The sequence below is a fragment of the Chelativorans sp. ZYF759 genome, from assembly GCF_012911015.1.
Classification (GTDB): Bacteria; Pseudomonadota; Alphaproteobacteria; order Rhizobiales; family Rhizobiaceae; genus ZYF759.
Genome location: NZ_WVVV01000001.1, coordinates 15,280 through 32,986 on the forward strand (window position 1 = coordinate 15,280; position 17,707 = coordinate 32,986).

17 protein-coding genes and 1 tRNA gene are annotated in these 17,707 nt (G+C 64.0%); 6 read left to right on the forward strand and 12 right to left on the reverse strand.

From position 1 onward, the window contains the following. Window positions 1-17 precede the first annotated feature (17 nt). Together GRZ55_RS00075 and GRZ55_RS00080 are read right to left on the reverse strand one after the other, a co-directional pair. Window positions 18-500: an anthrone oxygenase family protein gene (locus GRZ55_RS00075; RefSeq protein ID WP_169284849.1), complete on the reverse strand. Its 483-nt coding sequence runs from the start codon at window positions 498-500 to the stop codon at window positions 18-20. Further along, window positions 500-1,339, reverse strand: coding sequence for an NAD(P)H-binding protein (locus GRZ55_RS00080; RefSeq protein WP_169284850.1), 840 nt, complete (start codon window positions 1,337-1,339; stop codon window positions 500-502). Before GRZ55_RS00080 ends, GRZ55_RS00075 begins: the two co-directional genes overlap by 1 nt. Before the next feature lie 96 nt (window positions 1,340-1,435). Between GRZ55_RS00080 and GRZ55_RS00085 the strand changes: the two genes are divergently transcribed. Then, the gene (locus GRZ55_RS00085) at window positions 1,436-2,089 is read left to right on the forward strand and encodes a TetR/AcrR family transcriptional regulator (protein WP_169284851.1); all 654 of its coding nucleotides are present in this window, start codon (window positions 1,436-1,438) and stop codon (window positions 2,087-2,089) included. 203 nt (window positions 2,090-2,292) lie between these two features. Here the strand turns inward: GRZ55_RS00085 and GRZ55_RS00090 are convergent, their stop codons facing one another. From GRZ55_RS00090 to rpmH, 4 genes are all read right to left on the reverse strand, one after another. Continuing rightward, complete coding sequence (locus tag GRZ55_RS00090) at window positions 2,293-2,850, reverse strand: fasciclin domain-containing protein (RefSeq protein ID WP_169284852.1); 558 nt, start codon at window positions 2,848-2,850, stop codon at window positions 2,293-2,295. 143 nt (window positions 2,851-2,993) lie between these two features. Next, a complete protein-coding gene (gene yidC, locus GRZ55_RS00095; protein ID WP_169284853.1) occupies window positions 2,994-4,814 on the reverse strand; it encodes a membrane protein insertase YidC in 1,821 nt (606 codons plus the stop codon). Further along, window positions 4,798-5,181 (reverse strand): ribonuclease P protein component, encoded by a 384-nt coding sequence (rnpA, locus tag GRZ55_RS00100; protein ID WP_169284854.1) that lies wholly within the window; start codon window positions 5,179-5,181, stop codon window positions 4,798-4,800. The genes yidC and rnpA overlap by 17 nt, the downstream gene beginning before the upstream one ends. A 17-nt stretch (window positions 5,182-5,198) precedes the next feature. Continuing rightward, on the reverse strand, window positions 5,199-5,333 hold the full coding sequence (gene rpmH, locus GRZ55_RS00105; protein ID WP_169284855.1) for a 50S ribosomal protein L34: 135 nt from the start codon (window positions 5,331-5,333) through the stop codon (window positions 5,199-5,201). A 334-nt stretch (window positions 5,334-5,667) separates the two neighbouring features. On the opposite strand from rpmH, the gene GRZ55_RS00110 reads away from it, so the two are divergent. From GRZ55_RS00110 to GRZ55_RS00125, 4 genes are all read left to right on the forward strand, one after another. Then, complete coding sequence (locus GRZ55_RS00110) at window positions 5,668-6,423, forward strand: TVP38/TMEM64 family protein (protein ID WP_246734433.1); 756 nt, start codon at window positions 5,668-5,670, stop codon at window positions 6,421-6,423. Window positions 6,424-6,486: 63 nt separating this feature from the next. Continuing rightward, window positions 6,487-7,911: an NAD(P)/FAD-dependent oxidoreductase gene (locus GRZ55_RS00115; protein WP_169284856.1), complete on the forward strand. Its 1,425-nt coding sequence runs from the start codon at window positions 6,487-6,489 to the stop codon at window positions 7,909-7,911. Window positions 7,912-7,949: 38 nt separating this feature from the next. Next, entirely contained in the window at window positions 7,950-9,443 is a 1,494-nt protein-coding gene (locus GRZ55_RS00120) for a sensor histidine kinase (RefSeq protein WP_169284857.1), read from the forward strand. Between the two features lie 125 nt (window positions 9,444-9,568). After that, a tRNA-Arg gene (locus tag GRZ55_RS00125) sits at window positions 9,569-9,645 on the forward strand. Between the two features lie 335 nt (window positions 9,646-9,980). Here the strand turns inward: GRZ55_RS00125 and GRZ55_RS00130 are convergent. Next, window positions 9,981-11,939 carry an FAD-binding monooxygenase gene (locus GRZ55_RS00130; protein ID WP_169284858.1) on the reverse strand — a complete coding sequence of 653 codons (1,959 nt, stop codon included), beginning with the start codon at window positions 11,937-11,939 and terminating at the stop codon, window positions 9,981-9,983. 147 nt (window positions 11,940-12,086) lie between these two features. Between GRZ55_RS00130 and GRZ55_RS00135 the strand changes: the two genes are divergently transcribed. Continuing rightward, window positions 12,087-12,530, forward strand: coding sequence for a MarR family winged helix-turn-helix transcriptional regulator (locus GRZ55_RS00135; protein WP_169284859.1), 444 nt, complete (start codon window positions 12,087-12,089; stop codon window positions 12,528-12,530). Between the two features lie 7 nt (window positions 12,531-12,537). On the opposite strand, the gene GRZ55_RS00140 is transcribed toward GRZ55_RS00135, so the two are convergent. The 5 genes from GRZ55_RS00140 to GRZ55_RS00160 form a co-directional block, all read right to left on the reverse strand. Continuing rightward, a complete protein-coding gene (locus tag GRZ55_RS00140; RefSeq protein WP_169284860.1) occupies window positions 12,538-13,842 on the reverse strand; it encodes a TRAP transporter large permease in 1,305 nt (434 codons plus the stop codon). Next, window positions 13,835-14,344, reverse strand: coding sequence for a TRAP transporter small permease (locus GRZ55_RS00145; RefSeq protein WP_169284861.1), 510 nt, complete (start codon window positions 14,342-14,344; stop codon window positions 13,835-13,837). The genes GRZ55_RS00140 and GRZ55_RS00145 overlap by 8 nt, the downstream gene beginning before the upstream one ends. 9 nt (window positions 14,345-14,353) lie before the next feature. Next, window positions 14,354-15,343: a TRAP transporter substrate-binding protein gene (locus GRZ55_RS00150; protein WP_169284862.1), complete on the reverse strand. Its 990-nt coding sequence runs from the start codon at window positions 15,341-15,343 to the stop codon at window positions 14,354-14,356. A gap of 262 nt (window positions 15,344-15,605) precedes the next feature. Next, on the reverse strand, window positions 15,606-15,902 hold the full coding sequence (locus GRZ55_RS00155; protein ID WP_169284863.1) for a hypothetical protein: 297 nt from the start codon (window positions 15,900-15,902) through the stop codon (window positions 15,606-15,608). 149 nt (window positions 15,903-16,051) lie between these two features. Beyond that, a complete protein-coding gene (locus GRZ55_RS00160; protein WP_169284864.1) occupies window positions 16,052-17,698 on the reverse strand; it encodes a dihydroxyacetone kinase subunit DhaK in 1,647 nt (548 codons plus the stop codon). Window positions 17,699-17,707 lie beyond the last annotated feature (9 nt).

Here is a 17,707-nt window from a genome sequence, read left to right on the forward strand (position 1 = left end):
GTGGCCGCGTCGGATGGTCAAAGCTGCACGAGCGCAAGACCGAAGGCGAGCGAGGCGAGCGCGCTGCCTACCGTGCGCACATGGTTCCAGACAACCCACCGGCCGACGAACCCATCCCAGGCTTCGGCTGCCTGGTGTCCGATCGGGTCGACACGGGCGAGCCGCCGGTTCATCGGCACGTTGACGATGGCGGTCGCCCCGATGCCGAGCAGGAGATAGGCGGCGGAGCCGGCCAGCAGCAGAGGTGCGGCGGGCGCGGTGAAGTTGACGATCGCGAATCCCCCGAGTGCTATGGCAAGCAGGGTCGTGCCCGCCAGCAGGAATCCGAAAAGCACGTTTTCCACGACCACGTTGATCGTCTGCATGGTCCGGATCGCCGCCGGCGCGTCCTGGCGCGCCAGCGATGGCATCACGACGTTGGAGAAGGCGAAGAGGAAGCCGGCGAAGAGACCGGTGCCAAGCATCGCCAGCGCCGTGGCGGTGAAGATCAGGCCGGTCATCACGCGGCCTCCCACAAACCGTCGGCGGCTGCCTTGCGGGCGAACTCGGCAAAGTCGCGGGGCGGGCGGCCGAGCGCCTGCTGCACGCCGTCGGCGAGATGTTCGTTGCGGCCGTCCAGCACCTCGCGGATCAGCAGTTCCAGCACGGCCAGCAGGTCTTCGGGAACGCCTGCACCGCGTGCCGCGTCGAGATAGGCATCCGCCGACAGGGGCGTGTAGGTGACGGGCCGGCCGGTGGCGCTGGCGATCTCCTCGACGGCATCGGCGAAGGTCATCAGGCGCGGGCCCGTCACCTCGTAGAGCTTGCCTTCATGGCCAGGCTCGGTCAGCGCAGCGACCGCGACATCGGCGATGTCGTCGGCATCGATGAACGGCTCCAGCACCTTGTCGGCGGCAAAATGCACCTCGCCGGCCGTGATCCCCGGCGCGAGCAGGCTTTCCGAGAAATTCTGGGCGAACCAGGAGGCACGAACGACCGTCCAGTCCGCGCCGGAGCGCATCAGTTCCTCTTCGGCCGCCTGCGCCTCCGGCTCGCCACGACCGGACAGCAGCACCAGACGCTTCATGCCGTGCTCGATAGCGAGGGCGGAGAAGTCGCGGATGGCCTCGACGGCGCCCGGTGTGGCGAGATCGGGATAGTAGACGATGTAGGCGGCGCGGGCGCCGGCGATGGCTGCCGGCCAGGTCGATCTGTCGGTCCAGTTGAAGGCGGGTGAGGAAGCGCGAGAGGCGAGACGGACGTCTACGCCTTTCGCCTCGAGCCGGTCGGCCACGCGGGCGCCGGTCTTTCCCCTGCCGCCGATCACCAGGACGGTGCCTTGGTCAATTGCTTCGCTCATTTCCACTCTCCTTATTGTGAGGACTGCTCATGTTTGTAAATGTGATAAATCCTCGTATTATAGGCGTCAAGTGAAAAAGTGAGGATGCCTCATATTATGGATGGAACCCCCGAACTGGCGGCCGAGCAGCTTCCGGCTCCGCGGCGCGAACCCGTTCAGAAGCGGAGCCGCGAGCGCTACGAGCGCATGCTGGCTTCGGCGACGGAGATTATTGCCGAAATGGGAAGCCACGCGATGCGGATGAGCGACGTGGCGGCGCGCGCGGAGGTGGCGATCGGCTCGCTCTACCAGTACTTCCCCGACAAGGCGGCGATCATCCGCGTGCTGGCCGAGCGTAGCCATGCGGAATGCCGGCGCTGCATCGTGGAGCGGCTGGCGGGGGTGGAAACCATTGAGGAATTCCGCGTCGGGTTCCGCGAGATCTTCGACGAGTATCTCGACATGTTCCGCGCCGAGCCGGTGATGCGCGACATCTGGAGCGCGCTGCAGGCGGAAAAATCGCTCGCGGCGGTCGAGATGGCGGAGAGTCGTGCAAGCGGACGTGTCGTGGCCGACATCCTGGCGCGCCTGCGCCCGACTGCGGACCGGCGCGAGCTCGAGGAATCGGCTTTCCTCGTGATGTATCTGGGTGAGACGGCGATCCGCCTCGCCTCCTCGCAGAACGAGGAAGACGGCCGGCAGACCACGCAGGCCTATTCACGCATGGCGCTGCGCGAACTGCTGGACGAAGGCGCGAAGGAAAGGGCCTGAAACGACGAGGGCCCGCGCGTGCGGACCCTCGTGCCGAAACATCTCTGCCTGCCCCGAAGGGGTGGTGTTGCCTGAGACACCCTGCATCCGAAGAGCCGGCGACGCGCTGGTAGCGCCGAATGAGGGCGAAAGAAAGGGCCGGCCTCCACGAGGGTCATTGCGGAGACCGGCCCGAAGCATCCGGTCACGTGGACCGGCGCTCCTTACATCGCCGGCAGGAGCACGGCGTTGATGACGTGGATGACGCCGTTGGACTGATTGACATCGGCGATCGTCACCACGGCCTCGTTGCCATTGGCATCAACGACCGCCACGCCCTGGCCGGAAGGCACCACGGTCAGCATGCCGCCCTGCACGGTGGTCAGCATGGCGTTGTCGCCGCCCATCTGGGCCATGCGACCGAGTTCGGGGCCCGAAAGATTGCCGGCGACGACGTGATAGGTGAGCACGCCCGTCAGCTGATCGCGGTTTTCTTCCATCAGCAGCGTGTCGACGGTGCCGTCGGGCAGCATGTCGAATGCGGCATTGGTCGGGGCGAAGACGGTGAAGGGGCCCGGACCCTGGAGCGTATCGACGAGTCCGGCAGCCTGCACGGCAGCCACCAGCGTCGTGTGGTCGGCGGAATTGACGGCATTCTCGACGATGTTGCGGTCGGCCAACATCGGCGCACCGCCCACCATCGGATTGTCCTGGGCATGGACGGCGCCCGTGAAGGCGATCGCGGCCGAAAGGGCAAGGGTCTTAAGGGTGAGGTTACGCATTGGACAGTCTCCCTGTGTTTAAGTTTGCACAGGGGGTACACGGCAGAATGGCGCCGGGATGCGATCGCATCATCACATGAACGTGAGGCCGGATAGCTCCGACCTCACGAGCTTTGGATACCGGGCGCGAACGCGCGCCCCGGCTACTCGGCCGGCTGTTTCGGCTTCTTCTTGAACAATCCCGTGAGATTGTCCCACAGCTCGATCCTGGCTCCCTGACGCTTCATGATGATGCCCTGCTGGAGGATCGACAGGAAGTTGTTCCACGCCCAGTAGATCACCAGACCGGCCGGGAAGGTGGCGAGCAAGAACGTGAACACCACCGGCATCCAGTTGAAGATCATCGCCTGGGTCGGATCGGGCGGCGTCGGGTTCATGCGCATCTGGAGGAACATGGTAATGCCCATGATGATCGGCCACACGCCCACCATCAGGAAAGACGGAACGTCATAGGGCAGGAGCCCGAACAGGTTGAACACCGTGGTCGGGTCCGGCGCGGCCAGATCTCGAATCCATCCGAAGAAGGGCGCGTGCCGCATCTCGATCGTGACGTAGAGCACCTTGTAGAGCGCGAAGAAGACCGGGATCTGGATCAGGATCGGCCAGCAACCGGCTAGCGGATTGATCTTCTCCGTCTTGTAGAGCTCCATCATCGCCTGCTGCTGCTTCATCTTGTCATCCGCGTATTTCTCACGGATTTCCAGCATCTTGGGTTGGACCTTTTTCATATTGGCCATGGAAACGTAGGACTTGTTGGCCAACGGGAAGAAGATCGCCTTGACGAGAACGGTCGTCGCCAGGATGGCGAGGCCGAAATTGCCGAGCAGGCGGAACAGCCAGTCGATGACGTAGAAGAGCGGCTTGGTGATGAAATAGAACCAGCCCCAGTCGATCAGCATTTCGAACTGGCGGATGTTGTGCTGGGCCTCGTATGCGTCGATGACCTGGACTTCCTTGGCTCCGGCGAAGACCATGTTCTCGACGGTGACCGACTGGCCCGGCGCGATTGCGATGGCATCGGTCAGGAAGTCGACCTGAAAACGTTCGCGACCATCATCGAGAAATGCGTAACGTGGTTGGAAGCTCTCGCCCGAACGCGGGATCAGCGTGACGGCCCAGTACTTGTCGGTGATGCCGAACCAGCCATCGACGGAGCGGCTGGGCTGGATCTGGCGATCGTCGCGCAGGCGCGAGTATTTGATCTCCTGCAGCCCTTCGTCGCCCGTGACGCCGATCAGGCCTTCGTGCAGGATGAAGAAACCTTCGATGTCCGGCATCCCGATACGGGTCACACGGCCGTAATTGTAAATGCTGACGGCTTCCCCACCCTCGTTGATGACCTCGTCGGAGTAGGTGAAGAGGTAGTTATCGTCGACCGCGATGGTGCGCTGGAAGGTCAAGCCGTCATCATTGGCGTAAGTCAAGGTAACAGGCGTGTCAGGCGTCAGGACGGCACCCTGTTCGGCCGTCCATTCGGTCTGGGGTCCCGGCAGGGAATTAGCCTGCTGCGCGCCCGTGTAGCCGATCTCCGCATAATAGCCGTCGGAAAGCGTGGACGGATTGAGAAGTTCGATGTTGGGCGAATTGGGCTCGACGGTCACACGATAGTCGTTGAGCACGAGATCGTCGACTCGTGCACCAACGAGATTGATCGAGCCTGACAGGCGCGGCGTGTCGATGCGGACGCGCTGGCTCGCGGCAAGCGCGGCATCGCGGCCTTCGGCCGTCGGAAGCGCCGTTCCGCCACCTGGGATGGCCGGCTGGCCCGCCGGCGCGCTCGCATCGCCCGGCTGCGGCAGGTCCGCTGCCTCGCCCGGCTGCACCTGGCGCTGCTCGGATTCGACGCGCGCCAATTCGCGCTCCCGCTCGGCCTCGATGCGGGGGTTCATGTAGAAGAGCTGCCACACCGTCAGGATCAGAACCGACAAGGCGATCGTGATCAAAAAATTACGGCTGTTTTCCATCGGAGATCCCTGGCCCCTGACCCCGCCCGCGTATGCGGCGGGACAGTTCTCGCTTCAGTGTCTCGAAGGGCGCGTCGAGCACCTCGTTTCGTCCGACGACCACATAGTCATTTCCGGCCGCCATGTCATTACCCGCATATTGGCGCACCGCTTCGCGTATACGCCGCCTGATGCGGTTGCGCACCACCGCGTTTCCCACCTTGCGGGTCACGGTGATGCCGAGGCGCGGCGGCCCGCCATCCTTTCGGTCGCGGACTTCCAGCAGGAAAAGCTTGCCGCGGCGTTTCTCGCCGTTGCGCGCGGCCAGGAACTCGGCGCGCCGCGTAAGGCGGCCGATTTCTTGCGTTCCGGCCGGCCGTTCCTGCAATGCGATTCGCCCGCCGACTAGGCCGACAGGCGCTTGCGGCCGCGGCTGCGGCGAGCAGCGATCACGGAGCGGCCGCCCTTTGTGGCCATGCGTGCACGGAAACCGTGACGGCGCTTGCGAACGAGCTTGGAGGGTTGGTAAGTGCGCTTCATTTGTTTGATTACCGCGGAGTGCGGCCCTTCTTGTATCTGTCTCTCAAGGAGCAGGAGCTGGGATCGGTCGTCTGCGGTCAAGCATGATGGCGCCGGGCGGCAAGTCCGATCGTGGCGCGGCTTATAGTTTCAGGGCCTCACAGAGTCAATCGGTCGGCCCAGGCAGAGCACACGCCGTCACTTTCAGGTGAAGGGGCCTGTTTTGGCCGTTCAATCGGCCGCGACCGCGGCAGCGGCGATTGCATTGCACGCTCTCAGGGTACATTTCAATTCGGCGATGAGGGGCTCGGTGTGCCGCCGGACGGTCGAAGACGCGAAAAGGTTCGGATGCAGTATGAGTGACAAGGCCGGACGGATAATCGACGAAGAGACGACAGCTGGCCGTTCATCCTGGATTCGCCGGCTTTTGCCGCCACTGCTGCTCCTGGTCCTTTTCACGACCGGCTATCTCATGGGCTGGCATCAATATCTGACCCTGGAGCGGCTGGCTGATAGCCGCGTCGCGCTCAAGCAACTCGTCAACGCCTACCCGCTGGCCGCGCCCCTGGCCTATGCGCTGCTCTATGCACTGGCCGTCGCAATCGCCTTCCCCGCAGCCTGGGTACTCACGCTGCTCGGCGGCTTCCTGTTCGGGTGGCTCCTGTCGAGCGTGCTTGTGGTCCTGGCGGCAACGGCTGGCGCAAGCGTGCTCTTTCTGGTTGCCAAGACCGCCTTCGGCGAGAGCCTGCGCAGCAAGCTGTCGGGACGGGTCGATGAACTGGCAGCGGGGTTCGAAAAGAACGCATTCGCGTATCTCCTGGCTCTGCGGTTGGCGCCCATTCTGCCCTTCTTCCTGGTCAACATCGCACCCGCCCTCTTCGCGGTACGGCTTCGCACCTATGCGGCTGCGACCTTGCTCGGCATCCTTCCCGGCGTCGTCGCCTATTCCTGGCTCGGAGAGGGTCTCGACAGCGCGTTTGATGCGGCGGAAATGTCAGGAGAGACGGTCTCGCCCGCCGATCTCGTAACCGTCGAGCTCACGGTGGGTCTTGCCCTTCTGGCGCTTGTCGTGGCCGTTGGCGCCATAGTAAAGGGCCGGCGCACGCGATGACGGGCGTCGCATAAGGCAGAACAGGCCCGCATCACGGGACATCGGGGGGAGTGTCAAGGCGCAATGGAACGACTGCTCAAGCCAGACATATGCGTGATCGGCGCCGGTTCAGGCGGGCTGACCGTCGCAGCCGCAGCCGCGGCTTTTGGTGTCACGGTTGTTCTCATCGAGCGCGGACGCATGGGCGGCGATTGCCTGAATTATGGCTGCGTGCCGTCCAAGGCGCTGATCGCATCTGCCAAGCTCGCCGAACGCATGCGTCATGCCTCGGCGTTCGGGATGGGCGGCATGGAGCCCGAAATCGATTTCGCGGCTGTGAACCGTCATGTGCAAGGCGTGATCGAAACGATCGCTCCCAATGACTCGGTCGAGCGTTTCACCGCGTTGGGCGTCAGGGTGATCCAGGCGGAGGCGCGCTTTCTCGACAAGCGAACCGTCCAGGCCGGGGACACCCGCATCCGCGCCCGGCGTTTCGTCATCGCGACCGGATCCTCTCCCCAGGTGCCGCCCATCCCCGGTCTGGATGAGGTTCCCTACCTGACCAACGAGACCATCTTCGAACGAAAGCGGCTGGCCCGCCGGCTCCTCGTCATCGGTGGCGGGCCGATCGGTCTGGAACTGGCCCAGGCCCATCGCCGTCTCGGTGCGGAGGTGAAGGTGATCGAGGCGGGCGAGATCCTTGCGCGCGAAGACCGGGAACTTGCGGCTCTCGTGCGTCGCCGCCTCCTCGACGAGGGCGTCGAGATCCGCGAGCGGGCGAAGGTCGTCCGGATCGAGAAGCGGGGCAATGGCGTGCGGGCCCATCTCGAAGAGAACGGCCAGGCGACCCAGATTGACGGCTCGCATGTGCTTCTGGCAACCGGCCGCCAGGCCAATGTCGAGAGGCTCGGTCTCGATGCCGCGGCGATCCGCCATTCGCGTTCCGGCGTGGTGGTCGATCCGCGCCTGCGCACCTCTAACCGGCGGGTCTATGCGATCGGCGACATTGCAGGCGCGGGCCAGTTCACGCATCTCGCATCCTTCCACGCCGGCATCGTGCTTAGGAACATCCTGTTCCGTTTGCGGGCCAGGGCCGATCGGACGGCAATCCCGCGCGTGACCTTCACCGATCCCGAGTTCGCTCATGTGGGGCTGAGCGAGGTCGAAGCGCGGGCCGCGCGGCGCCGTATCCGCATCTTGCGCTGGCCCTATGCGGAGAATGACCGCGCGCAGGCCGAACGCAGGACCGAAGGTCTCATCAAGCTGGTCACCGATCACCGTGGCCGGGTGCTGGGGGTGTCCATACTGGGCGACGCTGCCGGCGAGCAGATCGCGTTCTGGTGCCTCGTCGTCGCCAAGGGAATGCGCGTGCACGACGTCGCCGGGCTGGTGCTGCCCTATCCGACGATGAGTGAAATTGGCAAACGCGCCTCAGTGGCCTATTTTTCGGAAGCGACAGCCAGGCCGATCGTGCGCCGGATCATCGGATTCCTGGGCATCTTCGGCTGAGGCCGGCACGAGCCGGCGATCAGGGAGCTTCAGATAGGATGAGCGCTGCCGACCGCGACAAGAAGCCGGATGCGGGCGAGACGTCGCCGCGCGCCGTCCCCCTGTCGCGTGGCCTGTCGACAAAACTCCTGCTGTTGACCGTGCTGTTCGTCATGCTGGCGGAAGTGCTGATCTTCATGCCTTCGGTTGCCAATTTCCGCATTGCATGGCTGCAGGAGCGCCTGTCGACGGCGGCCGCCGTCGGCCTCGTCCTCATCGACAGCGATCCCGACACGCTGTCGCCGGCCACCCAGGACGACGTCCTCATGGCGATCGGCGCGCGCGCGATCGCGGTACGCGACGCAGGCGCGTCTCGCCTGCTGGTGGTCTCCGAAATGCCGGCCGTCATCGACGAGCACGTCGACCTTCAGGCCGTCACTCCGATGGCCGCGATGCGCGATGCGCTGGACACGCTCATCTTCGGCGGCCAGCGCATGGTGCGCGCCTTCGGCCCCGTGGCCGAGAGCGACAAGGAATTCGAGATCATCATCCCCGATGCCGGCCTGCGCCAGGCCATGCTGACTTTTGCGCGCAACATCGCGATCCTGTCGCTCATCATCTCCCTCATCACCGCGGCGCTTGTCTTCTACGCCATCACCCGCATCATGATCCGGCCGATCCGCGCCATGACACGGGCCATGCTCTCCTTCGGCGAAGCCCCGGAGGATCCGGCACGCGTGATCCGACCCGCTGCGCGCGACGACGAAATCGGCGTCGCCGAAAGGCAACTGGCGGAAATGCAGAGCGAATTGCAGCGAACGCTGGCCGAACGGCGACATCTGGCCGATCTCGGCCTCGCCGTCTCCAAGATCAATCACGACATGCGCAACATGCTGACCTCGGCACAGCTCGTTTCGGACCGCCTTCGGGGTGTGAAGGACGAGACCGTACAGAGGCTGGCGCCCAAGCTTGTACGCGCGCTCGACCGCGCCATCTCCTATTCGCAAGGCGTCCTGACTTACGGCCAGACGCGCGAACCCCCGCCGGTACGGCGACTTGTGCGGCTATGGGGCATGGTGGAGGAGGTCTTCGAACTGGTGGAGCTTGGCACCTATCCCGAAGTCGAGCTTGTCAACGCGGTCGACGAGTGTTTCGAGGTCGACGCCGATGCCGACCAGCTCTTCCGCGTATTGGTCAATCTCGCGCGCAATTCGGTGCAGGCCATGTCGGGCAGGAGCGAACCCGACATCGTCGTGCGGCGCCTGACGATGTCGGCAGCGAGGGAAGGCAGCGTGGCGCGGATCGTGGTCGAGGACACCGGCCCCGGACTCCCGAAGAAAGCGCGCGAGAACCTCTTTGCCGCCTTTCGAGGCTCGACGCGCAGCGGGGGCACCGGGCTGGGCCTGGCAATCGCCAGCGAACTGGTGCGTGCGCATGGCGGGAGCCTGGAACTGCTTGAGAGCCGGGGCGGACGCACGGCGTTCCAGCTGACCATCCCCGACCAGCCCCTCCAGCTGAACGAGGCCCGCGGAAAGCTGCGACGCCCCGCCTGAAGTTCGGATCATCCACCGCAGCACGGTTTTTGCGATTCTCGCGCTTGCATTTGTCCGCGCGTGTAGCTAGGTAACCGGCTCACCGGCACGGACATCCGTCGCCGGGACGGCAGAAATTGCCAAGCGCGCCCGTAGCTCAGCTGGATAGAGCACCAGACTACGAATCTGGGGGTCAGAGGTTCGAATCCTTTCGGGCGCGCCAGTCTCTTCAGAGATTTATGCAGATTGCACCGTTTCGATTTTCTGGTCTGAAACGGTTGTGGGCTTTTGGATAGTTCCGGGTAACCTTGCGAACGATCTGCGCCTGCTTCTGCCAACGGCTGCCCAAACTGGATGAGGCTCTAGCGGCAGGCCCCCCCCACTAAAATGCGCCGCCCTGACTTCTGCTGGATGGTGGCTGCCCGGCGGACGTTTAAGCGATCATGCGCAGCGGCCATCGCCAGGCGTTGGCGCCTCAAAGCGATAACCTGTCCGGAGCGTAGCGCTCATGAGCCAAGAGCAGTCATAAATGAATACCGCCCTCCGGCTTGTTCCTTATCAGTTTGAGGAGACGGGTCCCACGTCGGATTGCCGTTCATGTGCTGCCGGGAGCATGAAGCCCGCAAAGAACGTCGAAAGCTCGTCATGGGCGTCGATCGGCAGGATATGGGCAACATACTGGTCAGGGCGCACAATGACGAGGCAGCCCTGCTGCCGGTCGATTCCGCGCATCTCGAAGATGTCGCGGCCGCTCTTCAGGTCAGGGCAGAACATCTTTTCGTAGTCGACCAGCCCCAATCTGCCTTTTTTCGGCAGCAGCAGACCCGGCATCGCCTCCAGCGCGAGATCGCGGAATCCTTGCTGGAAGATCGCCCGCAGATCGATGACGGAATCGATGTCCTCCCCGTCGGGCGTGTGGTTCCGAACGGGCGACGCGGTCCCTTCAGCGAGAAACCCGCACAGCTGGCGGATCGCAGAATCCTTTTCGGCCGGATCTCCGGCGGGGCAGAAGGCATAGAGGCGCCAGCGCGCATCGGCCTTGACGGTGTGGCCCAACTCCACCGGCTTGGCGTCGGCCAGCCTCACGACAGGCGCGGAGTGGAAACGCGCGCCGATCGGAAACCCCGGCGCCAGCTTCTGCCAGTCCGGCTTTCCCGTCAGCACCGAGGGCGCATAGGTGACAGACATCCCGGCGGTGTAGCGACCATGCTGGATAAAATAGCGCTGGAACCTGGGAGCCTCCTCACCATCCGCCTCGCCGGTCTGCGGCCTCTCGCTCATGATGCGCGACCATTCCCGATCAAACTCGATCAGGTCCATCGCCACCGCCTGCCGCTCGGCCGAATAGCTGTGCAGGATTTCCGGCGGGCAGCGGCCCTTGAGCACCGAGACCAGTTTCCAGCCTAGATTGAAAGCGTCGCCCATCGACACGTTCATGCCCTGTCCCGCCTTGGGGCTATGGGTGTGGCAGGCGTCGCCGGCAATGAAAACATGCGGCAGGCGCGCGGCGATCTCGTCATCGGGAACGTCGTCAAACTTGTCCGTCAGCCGCTGTCCAATCTCGTAAACCGACCACCATGCTACCTCCTTCACTTCCAGCGAGTAGGGCTGGAAGATGCGCTGCGCGGTGGCCACCAGCTGGTCGATGGTGATGTTCCGGCCAGCCACCCGCTCGCCGGGTTTGAGCTTGTCGAGCTCGATATAGAGCCGGGTGAGATAGCCGCCCTCGCGCGGGATGATGATGATGTTGCCCTCGGCCGCCGACTGGATCAGCGTCTTGCAGCGTATGTCGGGGAAATCCGTGACCGCCAGGACGTCCATGACCCCCCAGGCCTGGTTCGCCGAGTCGCCGACGAGTTCGCGGCCGATCGATTCGCGCACGCTGCTGCGCGCCCCGTCGCAGCCGACGACGTAGCGCGCGCGCAATTCCACGATCTCGCCTTTGCGCGCCTCGTCCAGACGCTCCAGACGCACCGAAACAGGGTAGTCGCCTGCCTCAACCTCGATGCTCAGATCGACCAGTTGCAGATCGTAGTCGGGCGTCAACCGGGAAGGCGACTTGCGCATGACCTCAAGATACATGTCGTGCACGCGCGCCTGGTTGAGGATGATATGGGGCATCTCGGAAAGCCCGTCCTCCACATCCTGGATGCGCCCGTTCCGCACGATGTGCTCGGGTCGCTTTCCCTCGGGCTTCCAGAAGGTGGTCTCGTTGACCCAGTAGCCCTGCTTCATGACCTTTTCGGCAAAGCCGAAGGCGTTGAACATTTCCATCGAGCGGCAGGAGATGCCGTCCGCCTGTCCCTTCTCGATACGCCCCGGCTTTCGTTCGACGATGCGGGTCGAAATCTCGGGAAAGGCGGCCAGTTGTGCAGCCAGCGTCAGCCCCGCCGGACCACAGCCGACGATCAGCACATCCACAGTCGCAGGCAGATCCGATTCCTCAAGGTCGCGGCCGGGCGCGGCATCGAACTGTTCCGGATCACCTGGCTGGAAACCATCAAGGTGATACTGCATGCTTGTCTCCCCCGAAATATGATATGTGTACTTATTATTTTGATGGAGCCACGTCAACGCTATTGAAGGCAGCGGTTTTCGTTGCCTTGGTCGCGGAACTGGGCCAAACCGGAAACCGGCGGCAAAGACTGGCCGAGCGAGGGGTCAATGTACGTAAGTTCCGGGATGCCTGGGCATCTGATCAGGCGACTGCACCAGTATTCGACGCAGGTTTTCATGCGTCATGTCCGCGAGGCTGGATTCGACCTGACCCCCGTCCAGTTTGCCGCACTCGACGCTCTGCGCGACAACCCGGGAACCGACCAGGCCGGACTTGCCGAGGCCATCGCAAAGGACCGTGCGACCGTCGGAGCGGTGGTCGATCGACTCGAGCAGAAGGGGTTCGTCGCTCGACATGTCAGCCGGCGGGACAAGCGGGCCCGCGAATTGAGCCTGACGGCCGAAGGCGCGGCAGTTCTCAGCCGTCTGCTGCCCGTCGTGCAGGATCTGCAGAAGGCGATCCTGCCCGGCCTTGATGATGCAGAGTATCGCCAGTTCATCGAGCTGGCAGCGCGAGCCGCCAGGGCTGCCGGCACCCAGGAATGCGATTGAGCGGCCGTCAACGGAACATGGCCTGCGGTATCGTCAGGGCGATCTGCGGGAATACCACGATCGCCAGCAGGCAGATTGCCATGGCGAACCAGAACGGCAGCACCCCGCGGAAGATGGTCGACATCGGCACGTCGCCAGCCACACTCTTGACCACGAAGACATTGATCCCGACCGGCGGCGTGATCATGCCCATCTCGATGACGATGACCGCGATAACGCCGAACCAGATCGGGTCGAAGCCGAGCCCCATGATGATGGGAAAGAAGATCGGCGTGGTGACCACGAGCATTGCCAGCCCGTCCATGAACATTCCCAGCACGACATAGGTCAGCAGGATCAGGAACAGAACGCCGTACGGGCCCAGCCCGATAGAGGTCATCGCATCGCCAAGTGTTGCGGGAACGTGGGTGAGCGCCAGGAACGGGTTGAGGACGCTTGCTCCGATGATGATCAGGTAGAGCATCGCCGTTGTCCGAACTGTGTCGGATACAGCCCTTTTGGCCGACGCCAGGTTAAGCTTGCCCGAAAAGACCGCCATCAGGATCACGAACCCGGCCCCGATTCCCGCAGCTTCGACAGGCGTAAAGATGCCCATGTAGATGCCGCCGATGGAGACCACGATGACGAGCAGCAGCGGCAGCGCCCGAAGCAGCGCGACGAAGCGCTCAGCGAACGGAACGGCTGCCCCGCGCGGCCCGGCGGATTCGTCGCGCAGGGTCACCAGCGTGATGGTGAGCATGAACAGAGCAGTCAGCAGCAGCCCCGGCAGGATGCCCGCCATGAACAGCTGCCCGATGCTCTGTTCCGTAAGGATGGCGTAGACCACGAACCCTGTGGAGGGTGGAATGAGAAAGCCCAGCGTTCCCCCCGCGGCCACGGCGCCCGTGGCCAGCGAATCGGAGTATCCGAACCGCTTCATCTGCGGCAATGCGACCCGCCCGATGGTCACGGCGGTTGCGACCGAAGACCCGCTGACCGCGGCAAAGGCCGCGCAGCCCATGATCGACGCGGAGGCGAGCCCGCCGCGCAGCCGACCCACCCACGCGAACGCGGCCTCGTAGAGCCGGCTGCTGAAACCCGCGGCCGAGGCCACGTTGCCCATCAGGATGAAGAGCGGAATGACGGTCAGGGAATAGCTGGAGGCGGCCGAAAAGGTCTCGGTCAACAGAACCGCGTTGGCCGCGCGGCTGCCATTCAGGATCCAGACCCCGAAAAAGCCGACCACGAGCATCGCCATGCCGACTGGTGTGCGCAGGATCATCAGGACGAACATCGCCCCGAGCCCGAGTAGCCCGATCGCGAAATCAGTCATTCTGGGTGACTCCGGGCCGGATGACGTCGAGCAGCTGGAGCGCGAGCACGATGGCGTAGAGCAGCGCGCCCAGGCAAAGGAGCCCATAGAAGGGCCACAACGGTATGTTCAGCATGTTGGTGGCATCACGGAATTCAACAGCGTCCCACATTTTCGCCCAGGAGCGCGACGTCAGCAGCCACAGCAGGTAGACCGACACAACGCGCGACAGGATGTCTGCCGCGAACCGTCCCCACCTGCCGAGCTTGCCGTCAAAAACGTCAACGCGGACGTGATCGTCGTTCTGCGCTGCCGCCGGCATTGCCAGCATCACCAGCGCGACCGAGACCAGTTGCACGATCTCGTTGCCACCCAGAATTGGCGCGGAGAAGACATAGCGCATCACGACGCCCGCAAATGTCGCCAACAGCAGGACCGCCAGCGCCAGCGAAGACAGCAGCGTCAGAAGGCGGACGGCCCAAAGAACAATCGTCGAATGGGCCAGTCCGTTTGTTCGTTGCATGGGGAAGATTCACTCGCCACGCAGGGCTTCGACATAGGCCCTGGCCTGGACACCGCTGGCCTCCACCTGCTCGATGACCTGCTCCACGACAGGCGCGGAGGCGGCATTGAACTTCTCTGCTTCGTCGGGCGAAAGAACGATCAGTTCCTTGCCGTCGGTCGCTGCGAAGTCATCCAGCGTCTTGTCGGCAAGGGCAAGCCAGGCCGCATTGGCGCGGATCGCCGCCTCGCGCCCGGCTTCGCGAACGACCGCCTGATACTCCTCGCTCAGATCGTTGAAGCTGTCGCGATTCATGACCAGGAAGAAATCCGAGATGGCGGTTTCCATTCCCATGGTGATGTAGTTGGTCACTTCGCCGAGCCGGAAGGCGGTCAGCGTCGTGGCATCGATCATCGCGCCGTCCACGACGCCGGTCTGCATGGCGTTGTAGATTTCGGGCGCAGGCATGGACACCGGGGTGGCACCCCATGCCTCGACCACGAGACCGGAATTGCGCGACGGCACGCGGATCTTCAGGCCACGGAGATCCTCCATTGTGCGGATGGGCTTGTCGGCCATGAAGAGGATGCCGGGGGCGTTGTTCCAGATCCCGAGCAGCACGACGCGCCGGTACTCGTCGTCCAGCATGTCGATATTGGCCAGCATCCGCTCGGTTCCGGTCTCCACCGATATGACACCGGGCAGTTCAGCCAGCAGTGTCTTGGGGAAGGTCGATGCGGTATAGCCCGGCAGGCCAAAGGCGATATCTGCGACGCCATCGACGGCGCGGTTATACTGCTCGGCGGGTCCGGGCCCCAGTTCGCCGCCCATATAGATGCTGACCGTCACCGCGCCATTTGTCTTTTCCGAAATCGTTTCGGCAAAGGGCTTGTAGACCTGGTCGAGGATGAAATGGGTCGGCGGCTGGAAATCGGCGAGCTTTAGATCGCGCGCAACGGCATATGAGGCCGTGGCGACGCATGCAGCGGCAAGGGCCGAGACAAGAGCTTTCTTCATCATTGGTTTCTTCCTCCCTTTCTGATTCCTCGCGACCACTGGAACCCCCCAAAAAAGTCCGGCCACATCGGAAAATGATAAGTAGACTTATCATATGCACCCTGATCAGGAGCGAGTCAATCAGCGCGAAACCGGTCTCTGGCGCAGTTCTTTTGGCACGGCGGCGGTCAGGCAACGTCAAGCGCAGCCCTGCGGCTGAGCTGAAGGGGCGCATTCCCGTCGAAGCGTTGCTGCCACGACGATGACCCTTTTCCAGTTTCCCAGCTCAGAAGCCGTAGGGCAGGAAACCTCCCCATCCCAGTCGTGGGCATCCGGCCGGCTTGCTGAAGCTGCGATTGGACCGGCGCAGCCGATTGCCGCCCTGGCAGAGGTGACTGTCATCCTCAGGATAGTAGATGAGGTCGGCACGCTCGAAGCTGCCATCGTCGCCGGCGGATTTGTCGAACACCGGGATGGGCGGCGCGATGCCCTTTTCGTCGACTAGCCACCCAAGGTTCGCCGCGGAGCCATACGCAGCATTCGCAACAAGCCCAAGGGGCCAGATCGGGAAGCGCTCCCGCATAAGCCTCTCGACACCATGCAGGCCGCGGCATTCAAAGTGTGATGCCTGGGCAATTCCCTCATTGCCTTGGCGAATTGTCCTCACCGGGCGAGCGAAACGACCCGGCCGCACTCATCAAGGCGTGGCATCGCCAGGTTCGGGGTCAGTTGTCACAGGCTGCCCACCAGCTTTGCGTCTGCCGCAGCCAACTCTTTGAAAAGACGCGCGACGGCTTCGGCGCCGGGGTCGTTGTGCCCCAGAATGCTGTTTTCGGCCAGATAGCTAGCCCTGCCCGCCCGGGCGCGCCTGATCTGAGCTGTCGCGTCCGCGCCAGACCGCGCCGCCGCGGCTGCCTGGGCGGGCGAACGGGAGAGTTCTTCGAGCGCAGGGGCTAGTGCGTCGATCATCGTGCGGTCACCGGGACGCGCGCCACCCACCTGCTGGACCCGGTCGAGGCCGGCCTTGAGCGCATCGATCGTGTTGGCCCCGCTGGCCGACGCATCACCGGCGGCGGCGAAGAAGATCGCCAGCAACACGCCCGACGACCCTCCCATCGTCTGGCTGAGTTCAAGCCCGATCGCGCGGTAGAGTTGCGTGTGATCGGCCAGCGGCAAGCGGTCCAGCGCCTTGAGAAGGGCGCGCCCGGCGGTAGCGAGCGTCGAGCCCGTGTCGCCGTCTCCGGACTTGGCATCGAGCGCATTGAGATCGCCTTCAGCCGCGATCAGAGCGTTGCAGCAGCGTTCGATCAGAGCGCGGGTGGTGTCGTTGCGCGAGGGAATGGGCTGTATCGGGGCCAACCCGTCTGGCAGGACCATGATCTCGATCTCGCCGACGGGCTTGCAGCCGGGCCATGCCCATGGCGCAACCGGGGCCTGCAGCGCTGCCTCGTCGGCCTGGGTGGCCGGCAGCAGCGAAACGGAGAAGCCCTGCATGTCCAGCGAAGTCATCAGCGGCGCCGGCCCGACCAGCCAGCGGATCTGCTCGCCGATGCGCGAGCGCACCAGCTCTTCCGCGAGTACAGACATTTCCAGCGGCGTCGCGCCACCCAGATTGTTCAGCAATGCCACATGCGGGCCCGAGCCGATCTTCGGCGTCAGGCGCGCGACCACCTTTTCCATCGCGTCCCGCGCCGTCGAAAAATCGACCTGCTCGATTCCCGCCTCGCCGTGGATGCCCAGTCCGAGCTCGGCCTTGCCCGGAGCGATGCGGTCCTCCTTGGGCGAACCCGGAACCGTGCAGGTATCGAGCGACATGCCGATGGACACGACACCCTTGATGATGCGCCGCGCCTCGCGGGTCAGCGTGTCAAGATCGGCACCCTGCTCGGCCAGCGCGCCGATGATCTTGTGCACGAACAGGGTTCCGGCAACGCCGCGCGCCTGCGGCAAATCTGGCAGCGCCACGTCATCGTCGACGATCACCATGTTGACCTTCAGGCCCTGTGCGCGCGCGCGTTCGGCCGCCAGTCCGAAGTTCAGCCGGTCGCCGGTGTAGTTCTTGACGATCAACAGGCAGCCGGGCTTTCCGGTCACAGCGAGGATGCCAGCCAGAACGGCATCGACCGAGGGCGAGGCGAAGACCTCGCCGCAGACGGCCGCCGTCAGCATTCCCTGCCCCACGAAGCCGGCGTGGCTGGGTTCGTGGCCCGACCCGCCGCCCGACACCAGCGCCACGCGCGAGCGGTCCCAGTCGCTGCGCAGAACGACCTTGATGTGCGGATAGCCATCCAGCCGCGCCAGCCGTCCGTCTGCCGTGCGCAGAAGTCCATCGATCGCCTCGGTGACGAGCGTTTCCTTCGAGTTGATGAACTGCTTCATGGGATCCTC